This is a genomic window from Aurantimonas marianensis, from assembly GCF_024195285.1.
In the GTDB taxonomy this organism is placed as follows: Bacteria; Pseudomonadota; Alphaproteobacteria; order Rhizobiales; family Rhizobiaceae; genus Aurantimonas; species Aurantimonas marianensis.
In genome coordinates this window covers 42,404-67,961 of the sequence record NZ_JALHBS010000009.1, presented here as the reverse complement: position 1 = coordinate 67,961, position 25,558 = coordinate 42,404, and the positions used below count along the sequence as shown (strand labels likewise).

Here is a 25,558-nt window from a genome sequence, read left to right as displayed (position 1 = left end):
TTGATGAGGCGGCACGGGTTTGCCGCCGGGCCAGCTTTCGCGGGCAAGCGCCGGGCGGCGCGCGCATGGTGCCGGGACATCCGGCGACGGCGGCAACCCAGACCTAGGTGAGTGTATCGGCGTCTCATGGCTCTTTCCGCCAAACTGCACATGCGGCAGACGCAATCGCTGGTAATGACGCCCCAGCTGCTGCAATCGATTCGCCTGCTCCAATACAGCCATCTAGAACTGAAGGCCTTCGTCGAGACCGAGATGGAGCGCAATCCGTTGATCGCGGACGCCGATACGGCGGCGTCCGACGCGACCACGCCCGAGAGCGTGGACGGCCCCGCGGGCGGCACGGACGAGACTCCTGGCGCGGAGTCGGACCACGACGCCTTGTCCGGCGCGGCAAGCGATGGCGCGGCCTTCGAGAGTGGCTTTCCTGGCCGCGATGACGGCGACGACGACAGGCCGGCGCAATCCGGTCCGAGCTCGCGCGGCGAGGCACGGCCCGTTGGCGCCGATTTCAGCATCGAAAACCTGGCGGACAGTCGTCCCTCCCTTCATGCCCATGCGCGCGGTGAAGTCGCCGACGCGCTTGCGCCCGGCCTGGCGCGCAAGATCGGCGAGGCGATGGTCGAGTTTCTCGACGAGTGCGGCTATCTGCGGCTCGTCCCGGAAAGTTTCGCCGCCGATCTCGGCGTTGCGGCGGCCGTGGTCGAAGCGGCGCTCGCCATCCTGCAGCGCGAAGCGACGCCGCCGGGCCTGTTCGCCCGCGATCTCGCCGAATGCCTGACGCTGCAGTTGCAACGCAAGGGCCGGTTCGACCCGGTCATGCGGACCGTGCTCGCCCATCTCGACCTCTTGGCCCGGCGCGATTTCGCGGCGCTTCGCCGCCTCACCGGCGAGGACGAGGCGGGTCTGATTGAGATTCTCGCCGAGATCCGCAGGCTCGATCCCAAACCCGGCCACGCCTTCGACCACGAGGGATTGGAGGCCGTCATCCCCGACGTCATCGTCACCGAAGCGCCGGATGGCGGCTGGCAGGTCGAACTCAACCCGGAGGCGTTGCCGCGGGTTCTCGTCGACAATGCCTATCTGCGCACCGTACGCGGCGGCTGCCTGTCCGACGACGATCGCGCCTTCATCGGCGAATGCCAGCAATCGGCCAACTGGCTGGTGCGCTCTCTCGACCAACGGGCCAAGACGATCGTCAAGGTCGCGAGCGAGATCGTGCGCCGCCAGGACGGGTTCCTGGCTCATGGGATCAAAGGGCTGAAGCCGATGACGCTGATGGCAGTCGCCGAAGCGATCGGCATGCATGAATCGACCGTCAGCCGGGTCACCGCGTCGAAATTCGTCGCGACGCCGCGCGGCACCTTCGAGATGCGCTTCTTCTTCACCGTGGCGATCGCCTCGGCGCATGGCGGCGACCCGCATTCGGCGGAAACCGTGAAGCATCGAATCAAGGCGCTGATCGACGCGGAAAGCCACGGCAAGGTCATGTCCGACGACGACATCGCCGCGACTTTGAACAAGGAAGGGGTCGATCTGGCAAGGCGGACCGTGGCGAAATATCGCGAGGCGCTCGGCATTGCGTCGTCGATCCAGCGCCGGCGCGAGATGAACGCGCGGCGTCTGGCCTCTTGACGAAGGACGGCGGGGTGGCGCAGACCAGAACGATGCTCGGGCTTTTGCGGAAAGGGGGATGGGCCATGATCCCCGCGTTGACAGTCTTGGCGTTGATCCCTAGAAGGCGCCACTTCGTAAATTCGGTCGGGTCCGAGCGATCCGGCTCCGCGGCCGCGTGAAATTTTTGGTCCGAACGGCACCCAACGCCCGCCCGGCGCGTTCCACTCGAGCGGCACATCAGAGGCCGCAACGGTCATCTCACAGGAGCTTTCAAGCATGAGTCTTCGTGTATCGGGAAAGCATATGGACGTCGGCGAGGCGTTCCGGACGCGGATCGAAGAACGGTTGAGCGAAGCCGTCGACAAATATTTCGACGGCAATTTCTCCGGCACTGTCGTGATCTCGAAAAATGCTGCCCGCTATTCGGCCGATTGCACCTTGCACCTGGACACCGGCGTGGTCTTCCAGGCCGCCGGCGAGGCGCACGATCCCGAGTCCAGCTTCGCCGACGCCGCCGAGCGGATCGAGAAGCGTCTCAGACGATACAAGCGCCGGCTCAAAGATCACCGCTCACACGTCAACGGGCGCGACATGGCCTATTCCGTCATGGCGGCGATCCCGGATGAAGAGGACGAAATTCCCGAGGATTTTTCGCCGGCGATCATTGCCGAAACCACGCTGAAGGTCGGCACGCACTCGGTCGCTGGCGCGGTGATGGAGCTCGACCGGCAGGATGGCCCGGTGGTGGTCTTCCGCAACGCCAAATCCGGCGATCTCAACATCGTCTTCCGGCGGCCCGACGGCAATTACGGCTGGGTGGATCCATCGACCTACGCTGGCGACGCTTGAGCGCCGCGCAAGGTTCGGGGCTCAGGTTGACGCGCTCCGCAGCAAGAGGCACCTCAGCGATGGATTTCGAGACGCTTATCGAACCCGCGGCGATTCTGCCCGCCTTGCGGGCCACGTCGAAGAAGCAGGTGCTTCAGGAACTCGCCGAGAAGGCAGCGACGCTGACGGGACTGGGCGAGCGCGAGGTGTTCGAGACGATCCTGCAGCGGGAAAAGCTCGGATCAACAGGCGTCGGCAACGGCATCGCCATCCCGCATGGCAAGCTGCCGGCGCTGGATCACATCGTCGGCGTTTTCGCGCGGTTGACGCGGCCGGTCGATTTCGACGCGCTCGACGATCAGCCGGTCGACCTCGTCTTCCTGCTGCTGGCGCCGGAAGGGTCGGGGGCCGATCATCTCAAGGCCCTGTCCAAGGTCGCGCGGCTGTTGCGCAACCAGGAAACCGTGTCCAATATCCGCGACGCGCGCGACGCCAGTTCCCTTTACGCGCTGATGACCAGCGCCTCGGCACAGAACGCCGCCTGATCTCTCCACCTTCTATGAAAAGGGCGACCACGCCGGTCCGGCGTGGTCGCCCCGGTCTGTCCCGGTGGTCGGTCGCGGTCAGTGGAGACTGACCGTCTCCAACTCGTTTTCGTTGGCGCTTGCCAGGATGCTGCCGCGGTCGTCGGACACCGCCAGCGGCGTCCCGTCGGCCGAGAACAAGGCCCAGAGATTGAGCCCGGGGCGGATCGATTGCGCCGCGGGAAACCGCGCCCGCATCTCGTCCGACGTCATCTGGCGCAGATACGCGACATGGCCCTCGCCGATAGCGGCGAGATCGATCTCGCTGACTGTCGAAATCTGATGTTCGGTCATGGCACCGTCTCCTTTCAAGGCTACGCGATACTCGGTCAGTCGGCGACCGCGATCTCGATCTTCTTAACGATCCGCTCAGGCTCAGGCTTTGCCAGATCGATGAACAAAAGCCCGTTCTTCAACCGCGCTCCGATGACCCGCATACCGTCCGCGAGCAGGAAGCCCTTCTGGAACTGCCGCGCGGCAATGCCGCGATGCAGATATTCGCGCTCGGTCTCGTCGCTCTGGCGGCCACGGATCAAAAGCTGGTTTTCCTCGGTCGTGACCTCCAGCTCCTCCGGCTTGAAACCGGCGACCGCAAGGGTAATCCGGATCCGGTCGTCGCATGCCGCCCCATCCTTGCCAGGGCGGATACGTTCGATATTATAGGGCGGATACCCGTCGCCAGCCTTGACGATCCGCTCAAGGGTCTTTTCGACACTGTCGAAGCCAAGCAGCAGCGGGCTGGAAAACGGCGTGATACGGCTCATCGGTCTGCCAAGTCCTTCAAGAAGCGACTTTCTCGGACAAGGCCCTTCAGCGGCACCTTCCCCGGCTTTCACTTCTCCATATGGCGTCGCCGGTCCGGCCATTCAATCCATCGCGCGGGTGCCGCAGCTTTCACGATGCTGGCACCATTTCCTTGCCAAACGGAAAACGGCGACCCGATCCGGGCCGCCGTCGTCTCGTCCAGTCGCGCATGTCCGCCGGGTCAGGAGGCGGTGGTCGCACCCGGCTTGAAGGCCAGCGCCACGCCGTTCAGGCAGTGCCTCTTGCCGGTCGGCGGGGGTCCGTCGTCGAAGATATGGCCGAAATGGCCGCCGCAGGTGGCGCAGTGAACTTCGGTGCGCGGATATATCAGCGCGTAGTCCGTCCTGGTGCCGATAACGGACGCCGACAGCGGTTCCCAAAAGCTCGGCCAGCCGGTTCCGGAATCGTATTTCGCCGCGGACGAGTAAACCGGCGTATCGCAGCCGGCGCAGGCATAGAGGCCCGCCCGCTTGTTATCGTTGAGAGGGCTGGTGAAGGGGCGCTCGGTCGACTCCTCACGCAGCACGGCGAACTGCTCCTGCGTCAACTTGGCGCGCCACTCCTCCGGGGTCAGCGAGACCGGAAACTCCGCTTCCCGACTTTTCGCGCGCGAGCCGAAAAACAGTCCGCCGCCGATGGCCGTTGCGGCCAGCGCCGCGGTGCTCAGCAGAAAATTGCGTCTCATCATGTTGATCTCCCTGATTCGACGGCGCGGCCCGGGCAGTCTCCGCGACCCCGCGCCGGCGCTTGCCCGACCCGTCGGCGGAACGTCCCGCAACGGCCGGGTATTCCAATCGCGACAATAATAGCGCCAAAGCCCCCGCGCCATTCACGAAGGGCGCGGGGGCGATCACATCGGCAGGAGCGGATTCAGCCCGCCGTCATCCGAGCCGAACCTTATTTCGGCATCAGCACGCTATCGATGACATGCACGACGCCGTTCGCCTGCATGACGTCGGCCTGCACGACCGTCGCGCCGTTGCCGGCCTCATCGATGACGACCAGATTTTCCCCATCCATCTGCAGCGTCAGCGTGCCGCCGGAGACCGTGGTGACGTCGTGCTTGCCGCCATCGTCCTTGATCATCTGCATGGCCGCATCGGACGTCGCCGCCGCCGGGACCACATGATAGGTCAGGATCTTGGTGAGCTGATCCTTGTTTTCCGGCTTCAGCAGCGTTTCGACCGTGCCGTCGGGCAGCTTTTCGAACGCTTCGTTGGTCGGCGCGAAGACCGTGAACGGCCCGTCGCCGGCGAGCGTCTCGACCAGACCGGCAGCCTTCACGGCCGCGACCAGCGTCGTCAGATTGTCGGCCGCCGAAGCGTTTTCCGGGATGGTCTTGGCCGGATCCATCGGCGCGCCGCCGACCATCGGCATGTCCTGGGCCAAGCTCGTCGAGGTGACGCCGACGGTGCCGGCGGCAATCAGCGAAGCGATGGCGGTGGTACGGATCAGAGTCTTGATCATGGTGAAAGTCTCCCTGTTTCGTTGGTGAAACGTTCCGTCCCGACTTGGGAGGATGCAGGAGATACGGAAGCAGGCGGCAAGCGGCTTTAATTTCGCCGATCACATAATCGTCAGGAGGGGATCGGCATCAACGTCGCAGGACGAGCCACGCGGCCCGCAGGCGTTGGCGGACCCGTCGCGTCAATCGTCGACCGGGCCACGCATCCGCTTGGTCTGGGAGCGGCCCTTCTTGGCCTTGAGCCGGCGTTCGATCGAGCCTTTGGTCGGCCTGGTCTTGCGGCGCGGCGGCGGCGGCGGCTTTAGCGCCTCGCGCACGAGTTCGGCGAGCCGCTCGCGGGCGTCCTCGCGGTTGCGGTCCTGGCGGCGGAAGCGCGAGGCCGCGATGAGGACGTCGCCGTCCTTGGTGGCCCGCTGCCCGGCCAGCCGCAGCAGCCGGCGATAGGCATCGGGATGCAGCGCCGTCGACTGACTGCCGAGAAACCGCAGTTGCACCGCCGTCGAGACCTTGTTGACATTCTGGCCGCCGGGACCGCCGGCGCGGATGAATTGCTCCTCGAGATCGGCGTCCGGGATCGTCACCCGGTTGTTGATCTTTAGATCGTTCTCCCCCGCCATCTTGCCCCGTCCTTCCCCCTGCCGCCCGGCAACCCTTGCGATCAGGGTTTCGCCCGACCGCACTATAGAGCGGCTTCGGCGATCGCAACGCGCCGGCCGTCGGCCGCGCCTTCTGACAAACGAAAAGGCCCGCGGCGGGGCCGCGAGCCTTCGCTCGAACGAACGGTCTTGGCCCGGCGGGGCTACTCGGCCGCCATCGCCTGGGCCGGCGCGGCCTCGAGCACGTCGGCATCGACGTGGCTCTCGAACTTGGCGAAGTTGTTGCGGAACATCTCGACCAGCTTTCTCGCCTGCGCGTCGTAGGCCGCCGTATCGGCCCAAGTCGAGCGCGGGTCGAGGATGGCGCTGTCGACACCTTCCACCGCGACCGGCACCTGGAAGCCGAAATTGGGGTCGGCGCGGAACTCGGCGTCCTTCAGGGAGCCGTCGAGCGCCGCGGCGAGCAGCTTGCGGGTCACCTTGATCGGCATGCGATGGCCGGTGCCATAGGCGCCGCCGGTCCAGCCGGTGTTGACCAGCCAGCAATCGACGTCATGACGCCCGATCAGATCGCGCAAGAGATTGCCGTATTCCGACGGGTGGCGCGGCATGAAGGGCGCGCCGAAGCAGGTCGAGAAGGTCGCCTCGGGCTCGGTCACGCCCTTTTCCGTGCCGGCAACCTTCGCCGTGTAGCCGGACAGGAAGTGGTACATGGCCTCGGCCGGGCTCAGCCGGGCGATCGGCGGCATCACGCCGAACGCGTCGGCGGTCAGCATGATGATGTTCTTCGGATGGCCGTCGCGGCCGGTTTCGCTCGCATTGGGGATGAAGTGCAGCGGGTAGGCGGCGCGGGCGTTCTCGGTGAGCGAGCCGTCGTCGAAGTCGGGCACCCGGTCGGCATCGAGCACGACGTTCTCCAGCACCGTGCCGAAGCGGCGTGTGGTGGCGAAGATCTCGGGTTCGGCCTCGGCCGACAGGCGGATCGTCTTGGCGTAGCAGCCACCCTCGAAATTGAAAATGCCATCCTCGCCCCAGCCGTGCTCGTCGTCGCCGAGGAGGGTGCGGTGCGGATCGGCCGACAGGGTGGTCTTGCCGGTGCCGGACAGGCCGAAGAAGACCGCCGCGTCGCCGTCCGGGCCGACATTGGCAGAGCAATGCATCGGCATGACGCCGCGCTCCGGCAGGAGGAAATTGAGCGTCGAGAACACCGATTTCTTCATCTCGCCGGCGTAGGATGAGCCGCCGACCAGGACGATCTTGCGCGTCATGTCGACGGCGATCACCGTCTCGGAACGGCAGCCGTGCCGCTCCGGATCGGCCTTGAACGACGGCAGGTCGATGATCGTCATCTCCGGCACGAAGTCCTGCAGTTGTTCCGCGGTCGGACGGATCAACAGCGTACGGATGAACAGGGAGTGCCAGGCATATTCGGTGACGACGCGCACGCGGATCGCATTGGCCGGATCGGCGCCGCCGATCAAATCCTGCACGAAGAGGTCACGGCCTTTCGCCGCAGCCTTGAAGTCGTCGTAGAGCCGCTCGAAAGCCTCCGGCTCCATCGCCGCGTTGTTGTCCCACCAGACGACGGGCCCGGTGGTGTCGTCGCGGACGAGGAATCGGTCCTTCGGGGATCGCCCGGTGTGCTTGCCGGTAACGGCGGCAAAGGCGCCGTGCGCCGTCAACTGTCCCTCGCCCCGCCTGACGGCGGTCTCCACCAGTTCGGCTTCCTTGAGGTTCCAGCGCAGCGAGGACAGATCCGACAATCCTGTCGTCTCGATCCCGCTATTGGCGTTGCGCGTGCCGATCTCGTCCACAGTCATCTCCCCATGCCCCGCGGCCGCTCGTCAGCAAGCGGTCTCGCAATCCACCGGTAGATACTGCCCCCGGGCATGGCGATCAACCCGATTCATTCGAGAATGCTTAATCGAAACAGGATGTTAATCGATTTAGACTAGTAATGTTCCATTCTAATCGGTTCGATCCGCGCCACAAATCGTTTGATATGGTGGCGGATTTTTCGTCCCGGGCCGTGCGACTCGGGCGGAACGTTTCGCCTTTAGCGCCCCCCGGCTTTGTAATTTTGTCATTCCGCCACATTTAGCGCAGATGGGCGATGCCAACGCGCCATCAGCGGGAAGGTCCGGATCGGCCGGCCTTCTCCCAGAAATGAAAGCCTCCGCCGCCGGAAACGAGGCCGTCGGCAACCGGCAGATAGCTGGGCGCTTCAAACGACGGCGATGTCGTGTGGAGGGTGGAAAATGGAGAGTACCGCAATGCCTACGATCGCCCTGGTCGACGACGACAGGAATATTCTCGCGTCGGTCTCGATCGCGCTCGAGAATGAGGGCTACCGGGTAGAGACCTACACCGACGGGGCGTCCGCCCTCGAAGGCCTGCAGTCGCGCCCGCCCAATCTGGCGATCTTCGATATCAAGATGCCGCGCATGGACGGCATGGAACTGCTCCGGCGGCTGCGGCAGAAATCCGATCTGCCGGTCATCTTCCTGACCTCGAAGGACGAGGAGATCGACGAACTCTTCGGCCTGAAGATGGGCGCCGACGACTATATCCGCAAACCGTTCTCGCAGCGGCTGCTAGTCGAGCGGGTGCGGGCGTTGCTGCGGCGCGGCGCGGCGCGTGAAGGCGTCGCCAAGACCGGCGCGCCGACGCCCGAATCCTCGCTCGAGCGCGGCCAGCTCGTCATGGACCAGGAGCGGCACACCTGCACCTGGATGGGCCAGCCGGTCACGCTGACGGTGACCGAGTTCCTGATCCTGCACTCGCTCGCGCAGCGGCCGGGCGTGGTCAAGAGCCGCGATGCCCTGATGGACGCGGCCTATGACGAACAGGTCTATGTCGACGATCGCACGATCGACAGTCACATCAAGCGGCTTCGCAAGAAGTTCAAGGTGATCGACGACGATTTCGACATGATCGAGACCCTCTACGGCGTCGGTTATCGTTTCCGCGAAGCTTGAGGCGCGCATGGTCTCGTTAACCGAGCCTCAGGAGGACGGCGGCGGCGGCGATGTCGGGCCGAAGGGGCGGCGGCGCGAGGCGATCCTGCGCAAACGGCTGCGCCGGCTGCCGCTGATCCGGCGCGTGCTCTACCAGGCGCGGCGCCTGCTCGGCCATACGATCTTTTCCTCGCTGACCCGGCGCATCGTCTTCCTCAACCTCGTGGCGCTGATCGTCCTCGTCTCGGGCATCCTGTATCTCAACCAGTTCCGCGCCGGCCTCATCGATGCCCGCGTCGAAAGCCTTTTGACACAGGGCGAAATCATCGCCAGCGCCATCGCGTCCTCGGCGACGGTCGAGACCAATTCGATCACCCTCGATCCGGAGCGTCTTCTGGAACTGCAGGCCGGCGACACGCTGGCTCCCAGCACCGACATCACCGACAGCCTGGAATTCCCGATCAATCCGGAGCGCGTCGCGCCATTGCTGCGTCGGCTGATCTCGCCGACACGCACGCGGGCACGGCTCTATGATCGCGACGCCAATCTGATCCTCGATTCCCGGCATCTTTATTCGCGCGGGCAGATCCTGCGCTACGACCTGCCGCCCGTGGCCGAGGAGGAGCCGGCCTTCGTGGAGGCGGCGGTCAACTGGTTCCAGAATCTGTTCCAGCGCAGCGACCTGCCGATCTATCGCGAGACGCCGGGGGGATCGGGCGCTGCCTATCCGGAGGTCATGAACGCGCTGACCGGCGGCCCCGCCACGGTGGTTCGAGCCACGGAGAGCGCCGAACTCATCGTCTCGGTTGCGGTGCCGATCCAGCGCTTCCGCGCCGTGCTCGGGGTGCTGCTGCTATCGACCCAGGGCGGCGACATCGACAAGATCGTCCAGGCGGAGCGCATGGCGATCGTCCGGGTCTTCGCGGTCGCCGCGATCGTGACCATCGTCCTGTCCATTCTCCTCGCCTCGACCATCGCGACGCCGCTGCGGCGCCTGTCGGCCGCGGCGATCCGGGTTCGGCGCGGTGTCGACGAACGGGCGGCGATCCCCGATTTCGGCGATCGGGCCGACGAGGTCGGCAATCTGGCGACCGCCCTTCGCGACATGACCAATGCCCTCTATGCCCGAATGGACGCGATCGAATCCTTTGCCGCCGACGTATCCCACGAACTGAAGAATCCGCTGACCTCGCTCCGCAGCGCCGTGGAGACGCTGCCGCTGGCCCGCAACGAAACCTCCCGCGAGCGTCTGCTCGAGATCATCCAGCACGACGTGCGGCGGCTCGACCGACTGATCACCGACATCGCCGACGCCTCGCGCCTCGACGCCGAACTCGCCCGCCAGATCGCCCAGAAGGTCGATCTCGCCGCGCTTCTGCGCTCGGTGGTCGATGGCGCGCGCGGCAATTCGCGGACGCGCCGCGCGGTGACAATCACGTTCGAAAAGCAAAGGCTGCCCGCCTCGATGAAAGACGGCTATGTCGTCACCGGGCATGATCTGCGGCTCAGCCAGGTGTTCACCAACCTGATCGAGAACGCCCGATCCTTCGTGCCGGAGAGCAACGGCCGGATCGATGTCCTCTTGCGCCGGCGCGGCCAGCGCGTCGTCGTTACGATCGAGGACAACGGGCCGGGCATCCAGGCCGAAATCATCGACCGTATCTTCGAGCGTTTCTACACCGACCGTCCGGCGGAGGAAGACTTCGGTCAGAACTCCGGTCTTGGCCTGTCGATCAGCCGGCAGATCGTCGAGGCCCATGGCGGCACGCTCAGGGCGGAGAACATCGAGGACGAAGCCGCCCCGAACGGGGTCGCCGGCGCCCGCTTCACCGTCTCGTTGCCGGCCGAATGAGCCAGTCCGCCAATCTTCACGGCTGCGCGATCGCGATCGGCGGTCTGGGTATCCTGGTTCGCGGCCCGGCGCGCAGCGGCAAGTCGGCTCTTTGCCTTTCCGCCTTGCGGCGCGGCGCCTCACTCGGCCTTCACACCCGGCTCGTGGCCGACGACCGGGTCGTCGTGGCGCGAAGCCACGCCGGCATCGTTCTGAGCGCGCCGGCCAATCTGCGCGGACTGATCGAGGTGTCGGGAATCGGCATTTTGCGCGAGGAGACGGTGGCTTCCGCAGTCCTCGCCCTGGTCGTCGATCTGTGCGAGCCGGCGGCGATCGAGCGCCTGCCGGAGAACGGCACGATCCCGATTCTCGACGTCATCGTGCGCCATGCCCGCCTGCCCGAGCGCGATGCCGCCTTCGGCGCCGACGTCCTCGTTTCGCTTGCCATGGCGCCGCTGGTCGACGATGGGTGACGCGCTTCGAGGGTTTGCCGCGAGCGCCCGCTATCATTTGACTTGCGCATCGGCGGCAGGATGACAAGATGCGCCCGCTAATGACCGGAGGCGGATGCGCCTGCCGTCGCCTCGTCATGTGGCCGGTGATACCGGTCGCCGATCTTAAGGAGTTTGCCAGATGTCCGGCCAGGCAATCGAAGCGTTGCGCGCATGATCGGGTTGGTGCTCGTGACCCATGGCCGGCTCGCCGATGAATTTCGGCACGCGGTCGAGCATGTCGTCGGTCCGCAAGACGCCTTCGAGACGATCTCGATCGGTCCCGAGGATGACATGGAGCAGCGCCGCGTCGATATCGTCGAGGCCGTCGCTCGCGCCGAACGGGGTGACGGGGTGATCATCCTCACCGACATGTTCGGCGGCACCCCTTCCAATCTCGCCATCTCGGTGATGGATGGCACCCATGTCGACGTGCTCGCGGGGGTCAATTTGCCAATGCTGATCAAGCTGGCGAGCGTGCGGGAGGAAAAGCCGCTCGCCGAGGCGCTGGTCGCCGCCCAGGAGGCCGGCCGCAAATACATCAATGTCGCGAGCCGCGTGCTCAGCGGAAAATGATGACGCGGCGCTTCCACGACACCGACCCGCGCGGGGCGCCGCAGGCCGGGACCGTGCCGGACACTCCGGCCGCCGAGGTCGCGCCGTCTTGCGCCAAGGACGCCGAAGGGCCGCCGCCGCGGATCCTGACGATCGTCAACCGGCGCGGCCTGCACGCCCGCGCCTCCGCCCGCTTCGTCCAGACAGCCGAGGCCTTCGACGCCGAGTTGACGATCTCGCGCGACGGCTTGATCGTGGGCGGTCAGTCGATCATGGGACTGATGATGCTGGCCGCCAGCCAGGGAACCGTTATCGAGGTGGCCGCGCGGGGCCCGGAAGCCGAAGCCGCGCTCGATGCGATCGAAGCGCTGGTCGCCGACCGTTTCGGCGAGTCCGCCTGAGCGGCGTCGCATGGTTCAATCGGCGGGACCGGGGGTCTCCGTCGGTCCGGGGCCATCGCTTGCTTCGGGCGTGTCCCGCGCCGCGGCGTCAGCGGGAAGTCGCGGTGAACCGTCGGACGCTCCGGTTTCGGAGCGGCTCGCGCCAGGTATCTGTTGCGCCCGAGGCGATGTTTGCGGCGTCGCCTCCGGCGGTGCCGCCCCGGCGTCCGCGCCACGGCCTCCAGACGGCGCGTCCGAGACGATCAACCGCCACAGATCGTCGGTCGCCTTGCGCGCCCGCTCCATCGGCAACACCATCCTGCCCTCGCTGACAGCCGCCGTCAGATCATCTCGCAGGCCGGCGGCGAGCCGGTCGCCCCCGGCGGCGGCGATCGACGCCCAGCCATAGGCGCGCATCAGGTTGCGCGGCATCGTCGCGCCTTCGTAATAGGCAAAGGCCAGGCGACGGATCGTCGGCCAATCACGCGCCTCGAAGGCACCGATTTCGATCTGGCGCTGGGATTCCCCGATCTTGGTCCGCCGCCAGCGCTGCAAGGCCTCGTCCTCCGCCGCCGCAAGTTCCTCGGGGCTCAGCCGGCGGCGGAGCGCATCAAGACTGCCGTCAGCGACGGACAATTTGTCGGCCTTGGCCAACAGCAGCGCGGCATAGGCACCGCGCAACTGATCCTGGGCGATCGCGACGCCGGGATCGAGCGCCAGCGCGCGGGCGAGAAGGCCGATCGCCGCCCGGTTGTCGGAGCGCGCCGTGGGAAGCACAAGGGTCACGCCGCGGGCGATATCCTGCGGAACGCCCCGACCCTCGACGAGGGCTTCGGCGGCCGGCAGAACCGCTTCGATCGGGCCGTCCGGGGCGAGCGCGATCGTCGTCGGATCGACAAGGGCGACCCTCCGCGACCGTCCCGCCACGACCGTCGGATTGAGCGCCAGAATATCCTCCGCGCCGACGGTTCCACGCGTCAGGCGGGCCAGATCGAGGGGCGACGCCGGATCAAGCGAGACCTCCAGCCGATCCGGCTGGATCAGAAACGACTGGATCGTCGCCGACCAACTACGCGCCATCTCCTGAAGACGCGGGCTCCGCCCCCCCGGGAGCTCGGAAAACAGCGCCGTGACACCAATCCCGGCCATCATCGACGCCGTGCCGCGTGCCTGTTCGGCCGTCATGCCCTGCTGCCCGCCCAAGACCTCGTAAAGCGCCGAAGCGAGACCGGCATCGGCGAATGCGATCCGCGCCGAGCGCAGCCGGCCGGCGAATTTCGGGGTAGCGTCCGCATCGATGCCGTCGAAACCCTCGATCGGTGCGAGAATGTGAAAGCCTTCGAGTTCAGCGGTGATCTCCAGCGTGCCGGCGCCGTCGATTCCGAGCGACGCGCTCAGGTCGTAATCAGCCGCCGCCGCATCCATCCGACCGGTCACCGCCACGTCGCCCGTCACGGTCTCCCGATCCAGTTTGCGCAGGATAGCCCGTGTCGTCGGATCGAGCGGCAGGGCCCGCGTGTCGACGGCGACGTTCTCATACACGGCCTCGTCGACGGACACGCGGAGCTGGCCGATGCTCGCCTGGAACGCGGCGCGGCGAATCTCAAGGTCGGTCACCACCAGCGAGCGCGTCACCGGATCGTAACGGCGCGTCCCGTAGGTGATCTCGGCGACACTGCGGCCCGCATGGACGACGAGGTCGAACAGATAGGGAGAGTAGGGAAGCGCAAAGGCCATGAGCCCGTCCGGCCATTTGGCGTCCGCCGTTGCCGCCGGTCGCTTCGCCGGAACGATCTGGGCAGGGACGGTCTGGGCACCGGCAGTCGCGACGCTCGCGCCCCCTATGGCCGCCGTCACCGCAGCCAGCACAGCCGTCCTCACTCGCATGCGGCCGTCCTCCCCGACGATATCCCAGCGGGCCAAGCTACCGCGAAACGCCACGGGGTCAAAACGCCGCAACCCATCAAGACATAAGCAAATGTTTATATCCTCTTGCCGCAGTCTTCCCTACCTGCTATGGCGTCGCCAGAAACGCCGAAATTCCGTTTTCGGCACGATATCCTTTTCCAGCACGAATGGACGCAACATGGCTGACGCCAACGACTACGTCGTCAAGGATCTCTCGCTCGCGGACTGGGGCCGCAAGGAGATCGACATCGCCGAAACGGAAATGCCGGGCCTGATGGCCTGCCGCGAGGAATTCGGCGCCGACAAGCCGCTCAAGGGCGCGCGGATCACCGGATCGCTGCACATGACGATCCAGACGGCAGTGCTCATCGAAACGCTGCAGGCGCTTGGCGCCGAGGTGCGCTGGGCGTCCTGCAACATCTTCTCGACCCAGGACCAGGCCGCCGCGGCGATCGCCGCCACCGGCACACCGGTCTATGCGGTGAAAGGCGAAAGCCTCGAGGACTACTGGACCTTTACCGACAAGATCTTCCAGTGGCCGGACGGTGAGCCCACCAACATGATCCTAGACGATGGCGGCGACGCCACGATGTACATTCTCACCGGCGCGCGCGCCGAGGCCGGCGAGGACGTTCTGTCCGATCCCGGCAACGAGGAAGAGGAGATCCTCTTCGCGCAGATCAAGAAGCGCATGGCCGAGACGCCCGGCTTCTTCGCCCGCCAGCGCGACGCGATCAAAGGCGTCACCGAGGAGACGACAACAGGCGTCAACCGGCTCTACCAGTTGCAGAAGAAGGGGCTGCTGCCGTTCCCGGCGATCAACGTCAATGACAGCGTCACCAAGTCGAAATTCGACAACAAATATGGCTGCAAGGAATCCCTGGTCGACGGCATCCGCCGCGCAACCGACGTGATGATGGCCGGCAAGGTCGCCCTGGTCTGCGGCTATGGCGATGTCGGCAAGGGCTCGGCGGCCTCACTCGTCGGCGCCGGCGCCCGGGTGAAGGTCACCGAGGTCGATCCGATCTGCGCCCTGCAGGCGGCAATGGACGGCTTCGAAGTCGTGACGCTCGAGGACGCGGCGCCGACCGCCGACATCGTCATCACCACGACCGGCAACAAGGATGTCGTGCGCATCGACGACATGCGCGCCATGAAGGACATGGCGATCGTCGGCAATATCGGCCATTTCGACAACGAGATTCAGATCGACGCGCTGCGCAATCTGAAATGGACGAACATCAAGCCGCAGGTCGACATGATCACCTTCCCGGATGGCAAGCGGATACTGCTTCTGTCCGAGGGCCGGCTGCTCAATCTCGGCAATGCCACCGGCCATCCGAGCTTCGTCATGTCGGCGTCCTTCACCAATCAGACGCTGGCGCAGATCGAACTCTTCACCAAGGGTGAACAGTACAAGAACGAAGTCTATGTGCTGCCGAAGCATTTGGACGAGAAAGTTGCACGACTGCATCTCGACAAGCTCGGCGCAAGGTTGAGCGTCCTCTCCGAGGAACAGGCTGCCTATATCGGCGTGACGCCACAAGGGCCCTACAAACCCGAGCATTACCGTTACTGACACCGCCGCGTCGTCAGGCCGCCCAGAACAGCCGCCGGGACGCAAGCCGTCCCGGCGGCTTTTTTCTTTTGGCCGACCCGCTTTGTTGTGGATTGCGTAAGATTTTACACGAGCTACCATGAACGAATCGCGGGGTCCGGGGGCGGATGGCCGACGCGATCGCGTTTCCTTGAGTCATGTCTCGAAAAGCGGCGGCAACATACGGGGGCAGACAAGATGTTCGAGGGTTTCGGATCCGGGCGCGGCGGCGCTTTCCGGATGAGAATGGATTCCGATCCCATCAGACTGGCGGCGAATGACAGAGGACCGCGTGACGGCGCCATCGTCGCGGCGGCCGGCCTGGCTGTGGGGATCATCCTGACGCCGGCGGTGACCCGCGCCCAATCCTACACAATCGCCGGCGGCGTCGACGCCATGCTAAGTCCGGTCGACGTCCTCTATCTCGCGCTTCTCGCCATGCTGCTGGGTGCCGCCATGTTGAGCGCGGTCTTCCTCATCCGCCAGCGCGCGATGATCGCCGCCGAAAATGACGGTCTGCGCGCGAGCCTGGCCGAAAGCCGCGCAGAGGCCGACGCGCGAACAGCGCTGCTGACCGCCGGCGCGGAACGGCTTGTCGTCTATGCCGGAGCAGGCGAACCGGAAGTCTTCGGCACCCTTCCTGAAACCTGCGGAGCGCCGCCGGAGGAAAGGCGCTTCCTCGCCTTCTGCGACTGGATGCCACGCCAGGACGCCGAGACGCTTGCCGCGGCGATCGGCCGGCTGCGCGGCGACGGCGAATCGTTCTGGCTCGAAATCGACCTGCGGCGCGGCCGCATGATCGAGGCGACGGGCAGCACCCTGGGGGGCCTCGCGGTCGTCCGTTTCGTCCTCTTGGAAGGCGTGCGCGAACGCCTTCACGAGCTAGATGACGCCCAGCGCCGCTCGCTCGCGACGATCGAGACCATGCAGAATCTCTTCGACGCCGCGCCGCTGCCGATCTGGCTGCGCGATCGGAACGGCCGTCTGACCTGGATCAACGAGGCCTATGCGGGGGCGGTCGACGCGGCGTCGGTCGCCGACGGACTCGACCGCCAGATCGAGTTTCTCAGCGAGCAGGATCGCAGGGCGATCGCCGCGCGTCTCGGCGAGGATCGGATCTTCTCCGGCAAGCTGTCGACGGTGGTCGAGGCCGACCGGCGAAACTTTGCCGTCGTCGAGGCGTCGGGTCCGCTCGGCTCGGCCGGAATCGCCATCGACGTGTCGGAGACCGAACAGGTCCGCATGGAACTGCGTCAGACCATCGACAGCCAGTCCGAGACGCTGGACCAGTTGACGACGGCGGTCGCGCGGTTCGACGAGAAAACCCGCCTGACCTATTACAACGCGGCGCTGCAACGGCTGTTCGACCTCACCAACGCCTATCTGGAGTCCGAGCCCGATCATCTTTCGCTGCTCGACAATCTGAGGACACGCGGCATTCTGCCGACGGAAAAGCTGTTCCGCAGCGAAATCCAGGACCAGGATCTCGCCGCCTATCGGGCGACCGAGCCGACCGAGACATTGTGGCATCTGGCGGACGGCCGCACCCTCCGGGTCATCGCGACGCCGCAACCACGCGGCGGGGCCACATGGGTATTCGAGGACATCACCGAAAAGCTGGAACTGGAAAGCCAGGTCAAGTCGACCGTCCAGCTGCAGCGCGAGACCATCGACTATCTGAGCGAGGCGGTCGCCGTGTTCGGCAGCGACGGCCGGCTACGCCTGTCGAATCCGGCCTTCGCCGAGATGTTCGGATTCGATCCGGACTATCTCCTGTCGCGGCCCCGCATCCACACCTTGCCGGATCTTGCGACGGTGACGATCCCGGCGGACGGCGCCAGCGCGCAAGGCGCGGGCTGGCCTTTGTTCAGCCAGGCGGTCACCGCCTTCGACGAGGCGGGCCGCGATACGGAGACCGGCGAGCTGACGCTGTCGTCGGGCCGTACCATCGCCTACGGCATCGTGCCGCTGCCGAACGGCCAGACCATGCTGACCTTCTCCGACATTTCCGATGCCCGCGAGGCCGAGCGGATGCTGCGCGAGAAAAACGAGGCGCTGGAACAGGCCAACCAGATCAAGAACGATTTCGTCCAGCATGTGAACTACGAGCTGCGCTCGCCGCTCACCAACATCATCGGCTTCTCGGCGCTGCTGCGCTCGCGCGACACCGGCCCGCTCAACGAGCGCCAAAGCGAATATCTCGGCTACATCTCGACCTCGACGTCGTCGCTCCTGACGATCGTCAACGACATTCTGGATCTCGCGACGGTCGATGCCGGCATCATGGAACTCGATTTGTCCGAGGACGGCATCGCCGCCACCGTCGAACATGCGGTGGACGGTGTGCGCGAGCGCCTCACGGACGCCGGGGTCACGCTCGACGTCGATCTCAGCCAGGCCGGCGGGACATTTCTCGCCGATGGCCATCGCCTCACCCAGATCCTGTTCAACCTTTTGTCCAACGCGGCGAATTTCGCTCCGGCCGGCTCGGCCGTCGGCCTGACGGCACGACGCGGCGCCGGCACGATATCCTTCGGGGTGACCGACCACGGCCCCGGCATCGCGCCCGACCGGATCGACCGGATGTTCGAGCGCTTCGAGGCCAGCCCGGCCGGGGCGCGGCAGTCGGGCGCCGGCCTCGGGCTGTCGATCGTCAAGAGCTTCGTCGAACTGCACCACGGCACGACGCACATCGATTCAGGCCCCGACCGCGGCACCACCGTCACCTGTACGTTCCCGCTCGATCCGACATCGCCCGGCGAGATCACCGCCGATCAGAGGCCGTTCGAGGACGCGGCCGAATGACCGCCCTAAATGCCCCGCGCATGATCGACGACACGCACCCCGCGCCCCCGCCGCTCGCGGCGGTCGCCGACCTGACGCTCGCCGACGAAGCGGCGACGCGGCGGCTCGGCGCCGATCTGGCGCTGGCGCTTAACCCCGGTGACGTCGTCGCCCTCTGTGGTGATCTGGGCGCCGGCAAGTCCACCCTGGCGCGAGCGGCGATCCGCACGCTGGCCGACGATCCCGGCCTCGAAGTGCCGTCGCCGACCTATACGCTGGTGCAGACCTACGCGACGACGCCGCCGGTCGCCCATTTCGATCTCTACCGCCTCGCCGGCGACAATGAGCTCGACGAGCTCGGCTTCGAGGACAGCGCCCGCGATGGCATTGCTCTCGTCGAATGGCCGCAAAACGCGCCGAGCGCCCTTGCGGCGGCCACGGTCGTCGTCGAACTCGCCATGGCGCCGGGCAGCGGACGCATCGCCGCCATCAGCGCGAGCGAGATCGCCGGCGCCCGCATTCGCCGCAGCCTGGCGATCCGCGATTTCCTCGCCGCCGCGGGCCTTGCCGAGGCGCCCCGCCGCCGCTTCACCGGCGACGCCTCGACCCGCCGCTACGAGACCGTCGAGAGCAATGGCGAGACGCTCGTCCTGATGGACGCGCCGCGTCAGCCGGACGGGCCACCGGTCCAGAGCGGCCTCCCCTACAGCCGCATCGCCCATCTGGCCGAGGATGTCGCCCCCTTCGTCGCCGTCGCGCAAAGCCTTGTCGCGGCCGGTTTCGCCGCCCCGGCGATCCGCAAGGCAGATCTCGACAACGGCTTCTTACTGATCGACCATCTGGGCGCGGACACGCTGCTCGACACGGCCGGCCGGCCGGTGCCCGAGCGCTACCAAGCCGCGATCGCCTGTCTCGCCGAACTGCACGCGACACCATGGCCGAGCGAGATGCCGGTCGCGGACGGGATCGTCCACACGGTGCCGGCCTTCGATCGCGGTGCGATGCGGATCGAGGTCGATCTGATCGTCGACTGGTATCTGCCCCGCGCCAAGGGCCGCCCCGCCACGGACAACGAGCGGGCGGACTTCGCCGCCGCCTGGAACGCGCTGTTCGAGGCTCTGGCCGCCGCCGAGACAAGCCTGACCTTGCGCGACTTCCACTCGCCCAACATCATCTGGCGGCCCGAGCAGTCCGGCCGCCAGCGCATCGGGCTGATCGATTTCCAGGACGCCGTCATCGGCCCCTCGGCCTACGACGTCGCCTCGCTCGCCCAGGACGCGCGCGTCGACATTCCGGCGGAACTCGAAGCCCGGCTGGTCGCCCATTATATCGCGCTGCGCCAGGCCGAGGGCGGCTTCGACGCCGACAGCTTCCAGCGCGCCTACGCCATCATGGCGGCGCAGCGGGCCTCGAAAATCCTCGGCATTTTCGTCCGCCTTATGGAACGGGACGCCAAGCCGCAATATCTGCGTCACATACCGCGCATAAAGGCCTATCTGCGGCGCACGCTCGGCCATCCCGCGCTCGCCGCGCTCCGCGCCCTCTACCAGGACTGGGGCGTCCTCGACGAGGACACCGCGCCCCAGGCCCTCAGACCCTCGGATACACGATCATGATCGAAAAACCCGCCGCATCCTTCAAGCCGACCACCGCCATGGTGCTGGCCGCCGGGCTCGGCAAACGGATGCGCCCGATCACCTCGACCATCCCGACGCCGCTGGTGGAAATTCGCGGGAAGGCGCTGATCGACTACGGCCTCGACGCGCTGGCCCGCAACGGCGTGAAAAAGGTCGTCGTCAACGTCCATTACCTGCCCGACCTGATGCGCGCGCATCTGCGCAAGCGCAAGGACATGGAGATCGTCATCTCCGACGAGCGGGCGGAACTGCTGGATTCGGGCGGCGGCATCGTCAAGGCGCTGCCCGAGCTCGGCACCGAGCCGTTCTACGTGATCAATTCCGACACTTTCTGGATCGACGGCTACCGCGACAATCTCGATCTTCTGGCAAGCCTGTGGGACCCCGCCCGCATGGACGTCTCGCTGCTGATCGCCGACATGCGCCAGGCGACCGGCTATGACGGGCCGGGCGATTTCGTCATGGACGCCGAGGGGCGGCTCACCCGCGTCGAGGAGCGCGACATGTCGCCCTTCATCTATGCCGGCGCGGCGATCCTCAAGCCGGAGGTGTTTTCCGGCATGCGGGAAGAAAAATTCTCGCTCAACCGCATTTTCGACGACGCCATCGACGCCGACCGCCTTTACGGCGTGCGCCTCGGCGGCCTGTGGATCACCGTCGGCACCCCCGCGGCGATCCCACTGGCGGAGGCGGCGTTCGTGGCGAGCGCGGCGGCGTAGGGGGCGTCCTGAGCGGCCATAGGCTGGCTCTGCAAATGTACCGAGCGGTTATTTGGCGGGCGAGAAGAGGCAACGCCGCCTGAACCGGCGGCGAGATCTTGCCGCCGAGCGTTTATCAAAGCGTCACTGCCGCGCCATCGGCCCGTGGATCGCTGGCGCCCTCGACGACGCCGGAAGGATGCCGGACCAGCGCGCCGGCGTGGCCGGCCGTATCGGAGAACGGTTCGATCATTTCGACGACATGGCCGCTTGCCGCCAGCGTGGCGACGAGGTCGGGCGCAAAACGATCCTCCAGCTTCAGCGACGTCGTGGCGTCACCCCAGGTGCGGCCGAGCAGCCAGCGCGGCGCGGTGATAGCAGCCTGAAGGCCCTGGCCAAACATCGCGTATCGGGAAAATATCGCCGCCTGGGTCTGCGGCTGACCTTCGCCGCCCATCGTGCCATAGGCAATGACGCGGCCGTCCTCGAGCTGGGCGAGCGCCGGGTTGAGCGTGTGGAACGGTCGGCGCAACGGCCCCAGCTGATTGGGGCCGGGGGCCAGGGAAAAGCCCGCGCCACGGTTCTGGAAGAATACGCCGGTGTCAGGACAGGTCAGGCCCGAGCCGAACTCCCAGTAGACGCTCTGGATGAAGCTCACGACCATTCCGTCGCGGTCGGCGGCGCCCATCCAGATCGTATCGCCGGGCTTGGGTTGCTGCGGCCAGGCCAATGCCGTCTGCCGATCGATCCTGGCGAACAGGGAGTCGAGCGTGGCGTCGGAGAGCCAGTCGGCGGCGGGCGGATCCATGAAGTCGGGGTCACCCAAGCCCGCATTGCGTAGAATGAAGGCCTGCTTGGTCGCCTCGATCAGCCCGTGCAGATGGTCGAAGCCTTCGGCCATCTCGACCTTCAGCCGGTCGAACAAGGCCAGAATCATCAGCGAGGAAACGCCTTGCGTCGGCGGCGGCATGTTGAAGACGGTTCCGACCGATAATTCGACCGACAGGGGCTCGACGATCTCGGCCTGAAAACGCTCGAAATCCGACAGCCGTAACGGCGATCCGGACGCTTCCAGGAACGCCGCGTGGGTCTTGGCGATACTGCCGCGATAATAGGAATCCAGCCCGTCCCGGGCGAGGGTCTCGAAGGTGTTCGCAAGCGCCAGCTGTTTCAGGACGTCGTTTTCGCGCGGCGGTGTGCCGTTCGGCATGAAGATGTCGGCGAAACCGGACACATCCTTCAGCCCGTCCATCTTGGCTTCGGTACAGGCAGCCTGACTGCCGGTCATGACCATGCCGTTGCGGGCATGGGCGATCGCGTCGGCCAGAAGGCCGTCAAGGGAAAGCCGCCGGCCGCCGTCCACCATCTCCAGCGCCTTGGCCCAGCCGGAAATCGTCCCCGGCACAGTCAGCGCGGCGTGCGCGCCGCGTGTCGGCATCTCGCTGTGACCGTGGCTGGCATACCAGTTCGGAGTCGCCAGTTCCGCCGCCCTGCCGCAGGCCGAGATGCCGACGGGCGGCTTGCCGGGCTTCTGGATGATCCAGAAGCCGTCGCCGCCGATCGAATTCATGTGAGGATAGACGACCGCGATGGTGGCGGCGGCGGCCACCATCGCCTCGATCGCGGTGCCGCCTTTGGCAAGGATATCGCGGCCGGCGAGGGCGGCGGCGGCGTGGGGCGCGGTGACGCAGCCATTGAGGCCCTTGGCGCTGTGAAGCATGTCGTTCTCACCAACCGATCGCGGCCGGCAGCCACAGCGCCGTCGCGGGAAACAGAAACACCAGAAACAGCCCGAACAGCTGGATACCAATGAATGGCACGACGCCGCGATAGATCTCGCCGGTCTTCAGTTCCGGCGGCGCGACGCCCTTCAGAAAAAACAGGGCCCAGCCGAAGGGCGGCGTCAAGAACGATGTCTGGAGATTGACAGCGACGAGGATCGCGATCCACGCCAGATCGACGCCGGAGGCGGCAAGGACCGGGAGGAACAGCGGCAGCGCGATGTAGGAAATCTCGATCCATTCCAGAAAGAAGCCGAGGATGAACAGAAGCAGCATCAGGAACAGTATCTGACCGTTGAGCCCGCCGGGGACGAAGGCGAAGGCGTCCTGCACCAGCCGCTCGCCGCCGAGCCCCCGGAAGGCGAGCGAGAACACCTGCGCGAAGATCAGAATGAAGAACACCATCGCGCTGGTCTTGAAGGCACCGCGAACCACCTCGGTCATCACGCCGAGGTTGAGCCGGCCCGAAAACAGGGCCAGAAGGATGCTGCCGACGGCGCCCATCGCGGCGGCCTCCGTCGGCGCCGCCACGCCGCCGATGATCGAGCCGAGAACGAGGAAGATCAGGACCAGCGGCGGCACCACGACCTTGAGCAGCTTGCCCGCCAGATCCTTGCCCGACACCGCCTGACGCTCGGCAAGCGGAATCGCCGGCACCTTGTGCGGCAGCACGATGCCGAGGCCGATCACATAGACGACGAAGAGCCCCGCCAGGATCAGGCCTGGGATCAGCGCGGCCGCGAACAGGGTGCCGACCGATTCGCCCATGATGTCGGCCAGGAGGATGAGGACGAGGCTCGGCGGGATGATCTGCCCGAGCGTGCCGGAGGCGCAGATGACACCGGCGGCGACGCCCTTGTCGTAGCCGCGCGCGATCAGCGGCCGGAGCGCAATCAGCCCCATGGTGACCACGGTGGCTCCGACGACGCCCGACGCCGCGCCCATCAGGACGCCAACGAGGATGATCGCGAGCGCCATGCCGCCGCGCAATCCTCCCATCGCGAGGCCAATGACCTCCAGAAGATCCTCGGCGATCTTCGATCGCTCCAGCATGATCCCCATGAAGATGAACAAGGGCAGCGCCAGCAGTGTGTAGTTGGTGACAACGCCGAAGATGCGGGCGGGCAGGAGCCCGAACAGCAGCGAGCCAAAGCCGAGATAGCCGAACACGAAACCGCAGACGGCGAGACAGATCGGCACCGGCAAGCCGCCGAGCAGCAACAGGAAGAACGCGCCGATCATCGTCAGCGCGAGGATTTCGTTCACTGGCATGGATCAGCTTTCGGAGGTGGGGCGGCGCGAGTTTGCGAAGTCGGGGTTGAGGAGGCCGGCGCCCAACACGATAAGGTTCGACAGGGCCTGCAAGGCCAAGAGTAGAAAGGCCGCCGGAATGGAGGCTTTCAGCACCCAGCGGAGCGGCAGGCCACCCGGGTCCGCCGAGCCTTCGCCGAGCGAATAGCTTTGCAGGACGAAGCCGATCGACAGGGTGGCGACGGCCACCGAAGTCAGGAAGAGCAGCAGCGACGCGATCGTGTCGACGACGCGCTTGGTGCGCGGCGAGTAACCGCCATAGAGAACGTCGACGCGCACTTCCTCGCCCTGGTTCAGACCGTAGGACATGCCGAAGAGCGCGCCGACCGCCAAAAGGTGCCATTCCGCTTCCTGCAGCGCCACGGACCCATAGGAAAACAGGTATCGGGCAAGGACGTTGAAGCCGATCAGCAGAACCATGACGAGGCCGGTCCATGCCGCCGCCTCACCGACGACGCGGACGAGGCGATCGGCCCCGTCCGCGAAACCTATCAACGACCTCATGCCTTGTAGAGTACCGGCAGCAGAGGCTCGTCTGCGGTTGTTGCCCAACCACCGTACTGGTCCTTGAAGGCCATGTAGGCGTCATGGATCTTTCTGGTCTTCGGATCGGCCGCCGCGCCTTCTTTCAGAACCTCTTGCGTCACCTCGCGCAGTTTGGCGACGACGTCGTCCGGAAGCGGCTTGGCGATCACGTCGAAATTGTCGACGAGATCCTTCATCGCCTCGGCGTTGGTGGCGTCGCACCAGGCGTTGCTCTCGACATTGCAGGCGAAGGCCGCAGTCTTGACGATCTCCTGAAGATCCGCCGGTAGGCTGTCCCAGGCGGCCTTGCCGATCAGAAGCTCGGTGACGTTGTTCGGCTCGTGCCAGCCGGTCGTATAGTAGTATTTCGCCGCCTTCTGCAGCCCCAACCGGCGGTCCTGGTAGGGGCCGACGAATTCCGCCGCGTCGATAACGCCGCGCTCGAGCGCGGGAAAGATTTCACCGCCCGGCAGCAGCTGAACGTTGACGCCGAGCTTGGCATAGACTTTTCCGGCGAGGCCCGGAATGCGCATCTTGAGCCCGGAAAAATCCTCGACCGAATTGATCTCCTTGCTGAACCAGCCGGTCATCTGAACCCCGGTATTGCCCATCGGAAAGGCAAGCATTCCGAGCGGCTCGTAAAGCTCGTGCCACAAATCGATACCGCCGCCGTGGTAGAGCCAGGCGTTGGTGCCCTTGACGTCCATGCCGAAGGGGACGGTGGTGAAATACTGCGCGGCCGGCAGCTTGCCCGCCCAGAAATAGGCGTTCGCGGCATTCATCTCGACGATGCCGTTCTGCACCGCATCGAAGCCTTCGAGCGCCGGGATCAGCTCGCCCGCCGCAAAATGCTGGATGGTCAACCGACCGTCGGACATCGCCGCGACTTTCTTGCAGAAATCGGTGGGGCTTCCCGGGCCTTCCACGTAGTAGGGCGAGCCGGGGCCGTAAGCGTTCGTCATCTTCCAACTGAAGGTCTCCTGCGCCCGGGCGATGCCCGGGGCAGCGAGAGTGCCGGCGGCTGCCGCAAGCCCGGTCCCTGCCAGGAAATCACGTCTTTTCATGAGAAACTCCATTCGCTTTGGTGTGGAGGGTTCGCACCCGATCGCGGCGCTTGAGTCACCAAAAGCAGGAGTCGTGCCATTTGCCGATTCGGCGGCTTGGCAAGCATTGGGAAGTCCGGTCAATCCTTAGTAGCGGCTCGATTCCCTA

At 65.9% G+C, this 25,558-nt stretch carries 23 protein-coding genes; 12 read left to right on the top strand and 11 right to left on the bottom strand.

What is annotated here, in order from left to right; translation table 11 throughout:
- Positions 1-126 precede the first annotated feature (126 nt).
- The 3 genes from rpoN to ptsN all read left to right on the top strand — a co-directional run bounded on the left by rpoN (position 127) and on the right by ptsN (position 2,987).
- Positions 127-1,632 carry an RNA polymerase factor sigma-54 gene (rpoN, locus tag MJ956_RS01945; RefSeq protein WP_253962795.1) on the top strand — a complete coding sequence of 502 codons (1,506 nt, stop codon included), beginning with the start codon at positions 127-129 and terminating at the stop codon, positions 1,630-1,632.
- A 258-nt stretch (positions 1,633-1,890) separates the two neighbouring features.
- Positions 1,891-2,463: a ribosome hibernation-promoting factor, HPF/YfiA family gene (hpf, locus tag MJ956_RS01940; protein ID WP_253962794.1), complete on the top strand. Its 573-nt coding sequence runs from the start codon at positions 1,891-1,893 to the stop codon at positions 2,461-2,463.
- A 59-nt stretch (positions 2,464-2,522) separates the two neighbouring features.
- Positions 2,523-2,987 carry a PTS IIA-like nitrogen regulatory protein PtsN gene (gene ptsN, locus MJ956_RS01935; RefSeq protein ID WP_253962793.1) on the top strand — a complete coding sequence of 155 codons (465 nt, stop codon included), beginning with the start codon at positions 2,523-2,525 and terminating at the stop codon, positions 2,985-2,987.
- Positions 2,988-3,065: 78 nt separating this feature from the next.
- On the opposite strand, the gene MJ956_RS01930 is transcribed toward ptsN, so the two are convergent.
- The 6 genes from MJ956_RS01930 to MJ956_RS01905 all read right to left on the bottom strand — a co-directional run bounded on the left by MJ956_RS01930 (position 3,066) and on the right by MJ956_RS01905 (position 7,711).
- Positions 3,066-3,320 (bottom strand): BQ00720 family protein, encoded by a 255-nt coding sequence (locus MJ956_RS01930; RefSeq protein ID WP_253962792.1) that lies wholly within the window; start codon positions 3,318-3,320, stop codon positions 3,066-3,068.
- Positions 3,321-3,355: 35 nt separating this feature from the next.
- A complete protein-coding gene (locus MJ956_RS01925) occupies positions 3,356-3,790 on the bottom strand; it encodes an Hsp20 family protein (protein ID WP_253962791.1) in 435 nt (144 codons plus the stop codon).
- Positions 3,791-4,011: 221 nt separating this feature from the next.
- The gene (gene msrB / locus MJ956_RS01920) at positions 4,012-4,518 is read right to left on the bottom strand and encodes a peptide-methionine (R)-S-oxide reductase MsrB (RefSeq protein WP_253962790.1); all 507 of its coding nucleotides are present in this window, start codon (positions 4,516-4,518) and stop codon (positions 4,012-4,014) included.
- A 209-nt stretch (positions 4,519-4,727) separates the two neighbouring features.
- Positions 4,728-5,297 (bottom strand): fasciclin domain-containing protein, encoded by a 570-nt coding sequence (locus MJ956_RS01915; protein ID WP_253962789.1) that lies wholly within the window; start codon positions 5,295-5,297, stop codon positions 4,728-4,730.
- Between the two features lie 180 nt (positions 5,298-5,477).
- A complete protein-coding gene (gene arfB, locus MJ956_RS01910; protein ID WP_253962788.1) occupies positions 5,478-5,912 on the bottom strand; it encodes an alternative ribosome rescue aminoacyl-tRNA hydrolase ArfB in 435 nt (144 codons plus the stop codon).
- Positions 5,913-6,094: 182 nt separating this feature from the next.
- On the bottom strand, positions 6,095-7,711 hold the full coding sequence (locus MJ956_RS01905) for a phosphoenolpyruvate carboxykinase (RefSeq protein WP_253962787.1): 1,617 nt from the start codon (positions 7,709-7,711) through the stop codon (positions 6,095-6,097).
- A 453-nt stretch (positions 7,712-8,164) separates the two neighbouring features.
- On the opposite strand from MJ956_RS01905, the gene MJ956_RS01900 reads away from it, so the two are divergent.
- The 5 genes from MJ956_RS01900 to MJ956_RS01880 all read left to right on the top strand — a co-directional run bounded on the left by MJ956_RS01900 (position 8,165) and on the right by MJ956_RS01880 (position 12,126).
- Positions 8,165-8,869, top strand: coding sequence for a response regulator transcription factor (locus tag MJ956_RS01900; protein WP_206453765.1), 705 nt, complete (start codon positions 8,165-8,167; stop codon positions 8,867-8,869).
- Between the two features lie 7 nt (positions 8,870-8,876).
- Complete coding sequence (locus tag MJ956_RS01895; protein WP_253962786.1) at positions 8,877-10,700, top strand: sensor histidine kinase; 1,824 nt, start codon at positions 8,877-8,879, stop codon at positions 10,698-10,700.
- A complete protein-coding gene (locus MJ956_RS01890) occupies positions 10,697-11,152 on the top strand; it encodes an HPr kinase/phosphorylase (protein WP_253962785.1) in 456 nt (151 codons plus the stop codon). Before MJ956_RS01895 ends, MJ956_RS01890 begins: the two co-directional genes overlap by 4 nt.
- A gap of 192 nt (positions 11,153-11,344) precedes the next feature.
- On the top strand, positions 11,345-11,746 hold the full coding sequence (locus MJ956_RS01885) for a PTS sugar transporter subunit IIA (protein WP_253962784.1): 402 nt from the start codon (positions 11,345-11,347) through the stop codon (positions 11,744-11,746).
- Complete coding sequence (locus tag MJ956_RS01880) at positions 11,746-12,126, top strand: HPr family phosphocarrier protein (RefSeq protein ID WP_423724779.1); 381 nt, start codon at positions 11,746-11,748, stop codon at positions 12,124-12,126. Before MJ956_RS01885 ends, MJ956_RS01880 begins: the two co-directional genes overlap by 1 nt.
- 15 nt (positions 12,127-12,141) lie before the next feature.
- On the opposite strand, the gene MJ956_RS01875 is transcribed toward MJ956_RS01880, so the two are convergent.
- Positions 12,142-13,992, bottom strand: a complete 1,851-nt coding sequence (locus MJ956_RS01875) for a hypothetical protein (RefSeq protein WP_253962783.1) — start codon at positions 13,990-13,992, stop codon at positions 12,142-12,144.
- 199 nt (positions 13,993-14,191) lie between these two features.
- On the opposite strand from MJ956_RS01875, the gene ahcY reads away from it, so the two are divergent.
- The 4 genes from ahcY to MJ956_RS01855 all read left to right on the top strand — a co-directional run bounded on the left by ahcY (position 14,192) and on the right by MJ956_RS01855 (position 20,750).
- Entirely contained in the window at positions 14,192-15,592 is a 1,401-nt protein-coding gene (gene ahcY, locus MJ956_RS01870; protein WP_253962782.1) for an adenosylhomocysteinase, read from the top strand.
- Between the two features lie 264 nt (positions 15,593-15,856).
- Complete coding sequence (locus MJ956_RS01865) at positions 15,857-18,415, top strand: PAS domain-containing sensor histidine kinase (RefSeq protein WP_253962781.1); 2,559 nt, start codon at positions 15,857-15,859, stop codon at positions 18,413-18,415.
- A complete protein-coding gene (gene tsaE, locus MJ956_RS01860; protein WP_423724778.1) occupies positions 18,412-20,010 on the top strand; it encodes a tRNA (adenosine(37)-N6)-threonylcarbamoyltransferase complex ATPase subunit type 1 TsaE in 1,599 nt (532 codons plus the stop codon). Before MJ956_RS01865 ends, tsaE begins: the two co-directional genes overlap by 4 nt.
- Positions 20,007-20,750 (top strand): nucleotidyltransferase family protein, encoded by a 744-nt coding sequence (locus MJ956_RS01855; protein ID WP_253962780.1) that lies wholly within the window; start codon positions 20,007-20,009, stop codon positions 20,748-20,750. Before tsaE ends, MJ956_RS01855 begins: the two co-directional genes overlap by 4 nt.
- Before the next feature lie 115 nt (positions 20,751-20,865).
- Here the strand turns inward: MJ956_RS01855 and MJ956_RS01850 are convergent, their stop codons facing one another.
- From MJ956_RS01850 to MJ956_RS01835, 4 genes are read right to left on the bottom strand one after another with little or no spacing between them, the layout of a single operon-like run.
- Positions 20,866-22,449 (bottom strand): gamma-glutamyltransferase family protein, encoded by a 1,584-nt coding sequence (locus MJ956_RS01850; RefSeq protein WP_253962779.1) that lies wholly within the window; start codon positions 22,447-22,449, stop codon positions 20,866-20,868.
- A gap of 7 nt (positions 22,450-22,456) precedes the next feature.
- Positions 22,457-23,782: a TRAP transporter large permease gene (locus MJ956_RS01845; RefSeq protein WP_253962778.1), complete on the bottom strand. Its 1,326-nt coding sequence runs from the start codon at positions 23,780-23,782 to the stop codon at positions 22,457-22,459.
- A gap of 3 nt (positions 23,783-23,785) precedes the next feature.
- The gene (locus tag MJ956_RS01840) at positions 23,786-24,316 is read right to left on the bottom strand and encodes a TRAP transporter small permease subunit (protein ID WP_253962777.1); all 531 of its coding nucleotides are present in this window, start codon (positions 24,314-24,316) and stop codon (positions 23,786-23,788) included.
- 5 nt (positions 24,317-24,321) lie between these two features.
- A complete protein-coding gene (locus MJ956_RS01835) occupies positions 24,322-25,410 on the bottom strand; it encodes a TRAP transporter substrate-binding protein (RefSeq protein ID WP_253962776.1) in 1,089 nt (362 codons plus the stop codon).
- Positions 25,411-25,558: the final 148 nt, after the last annotated feature.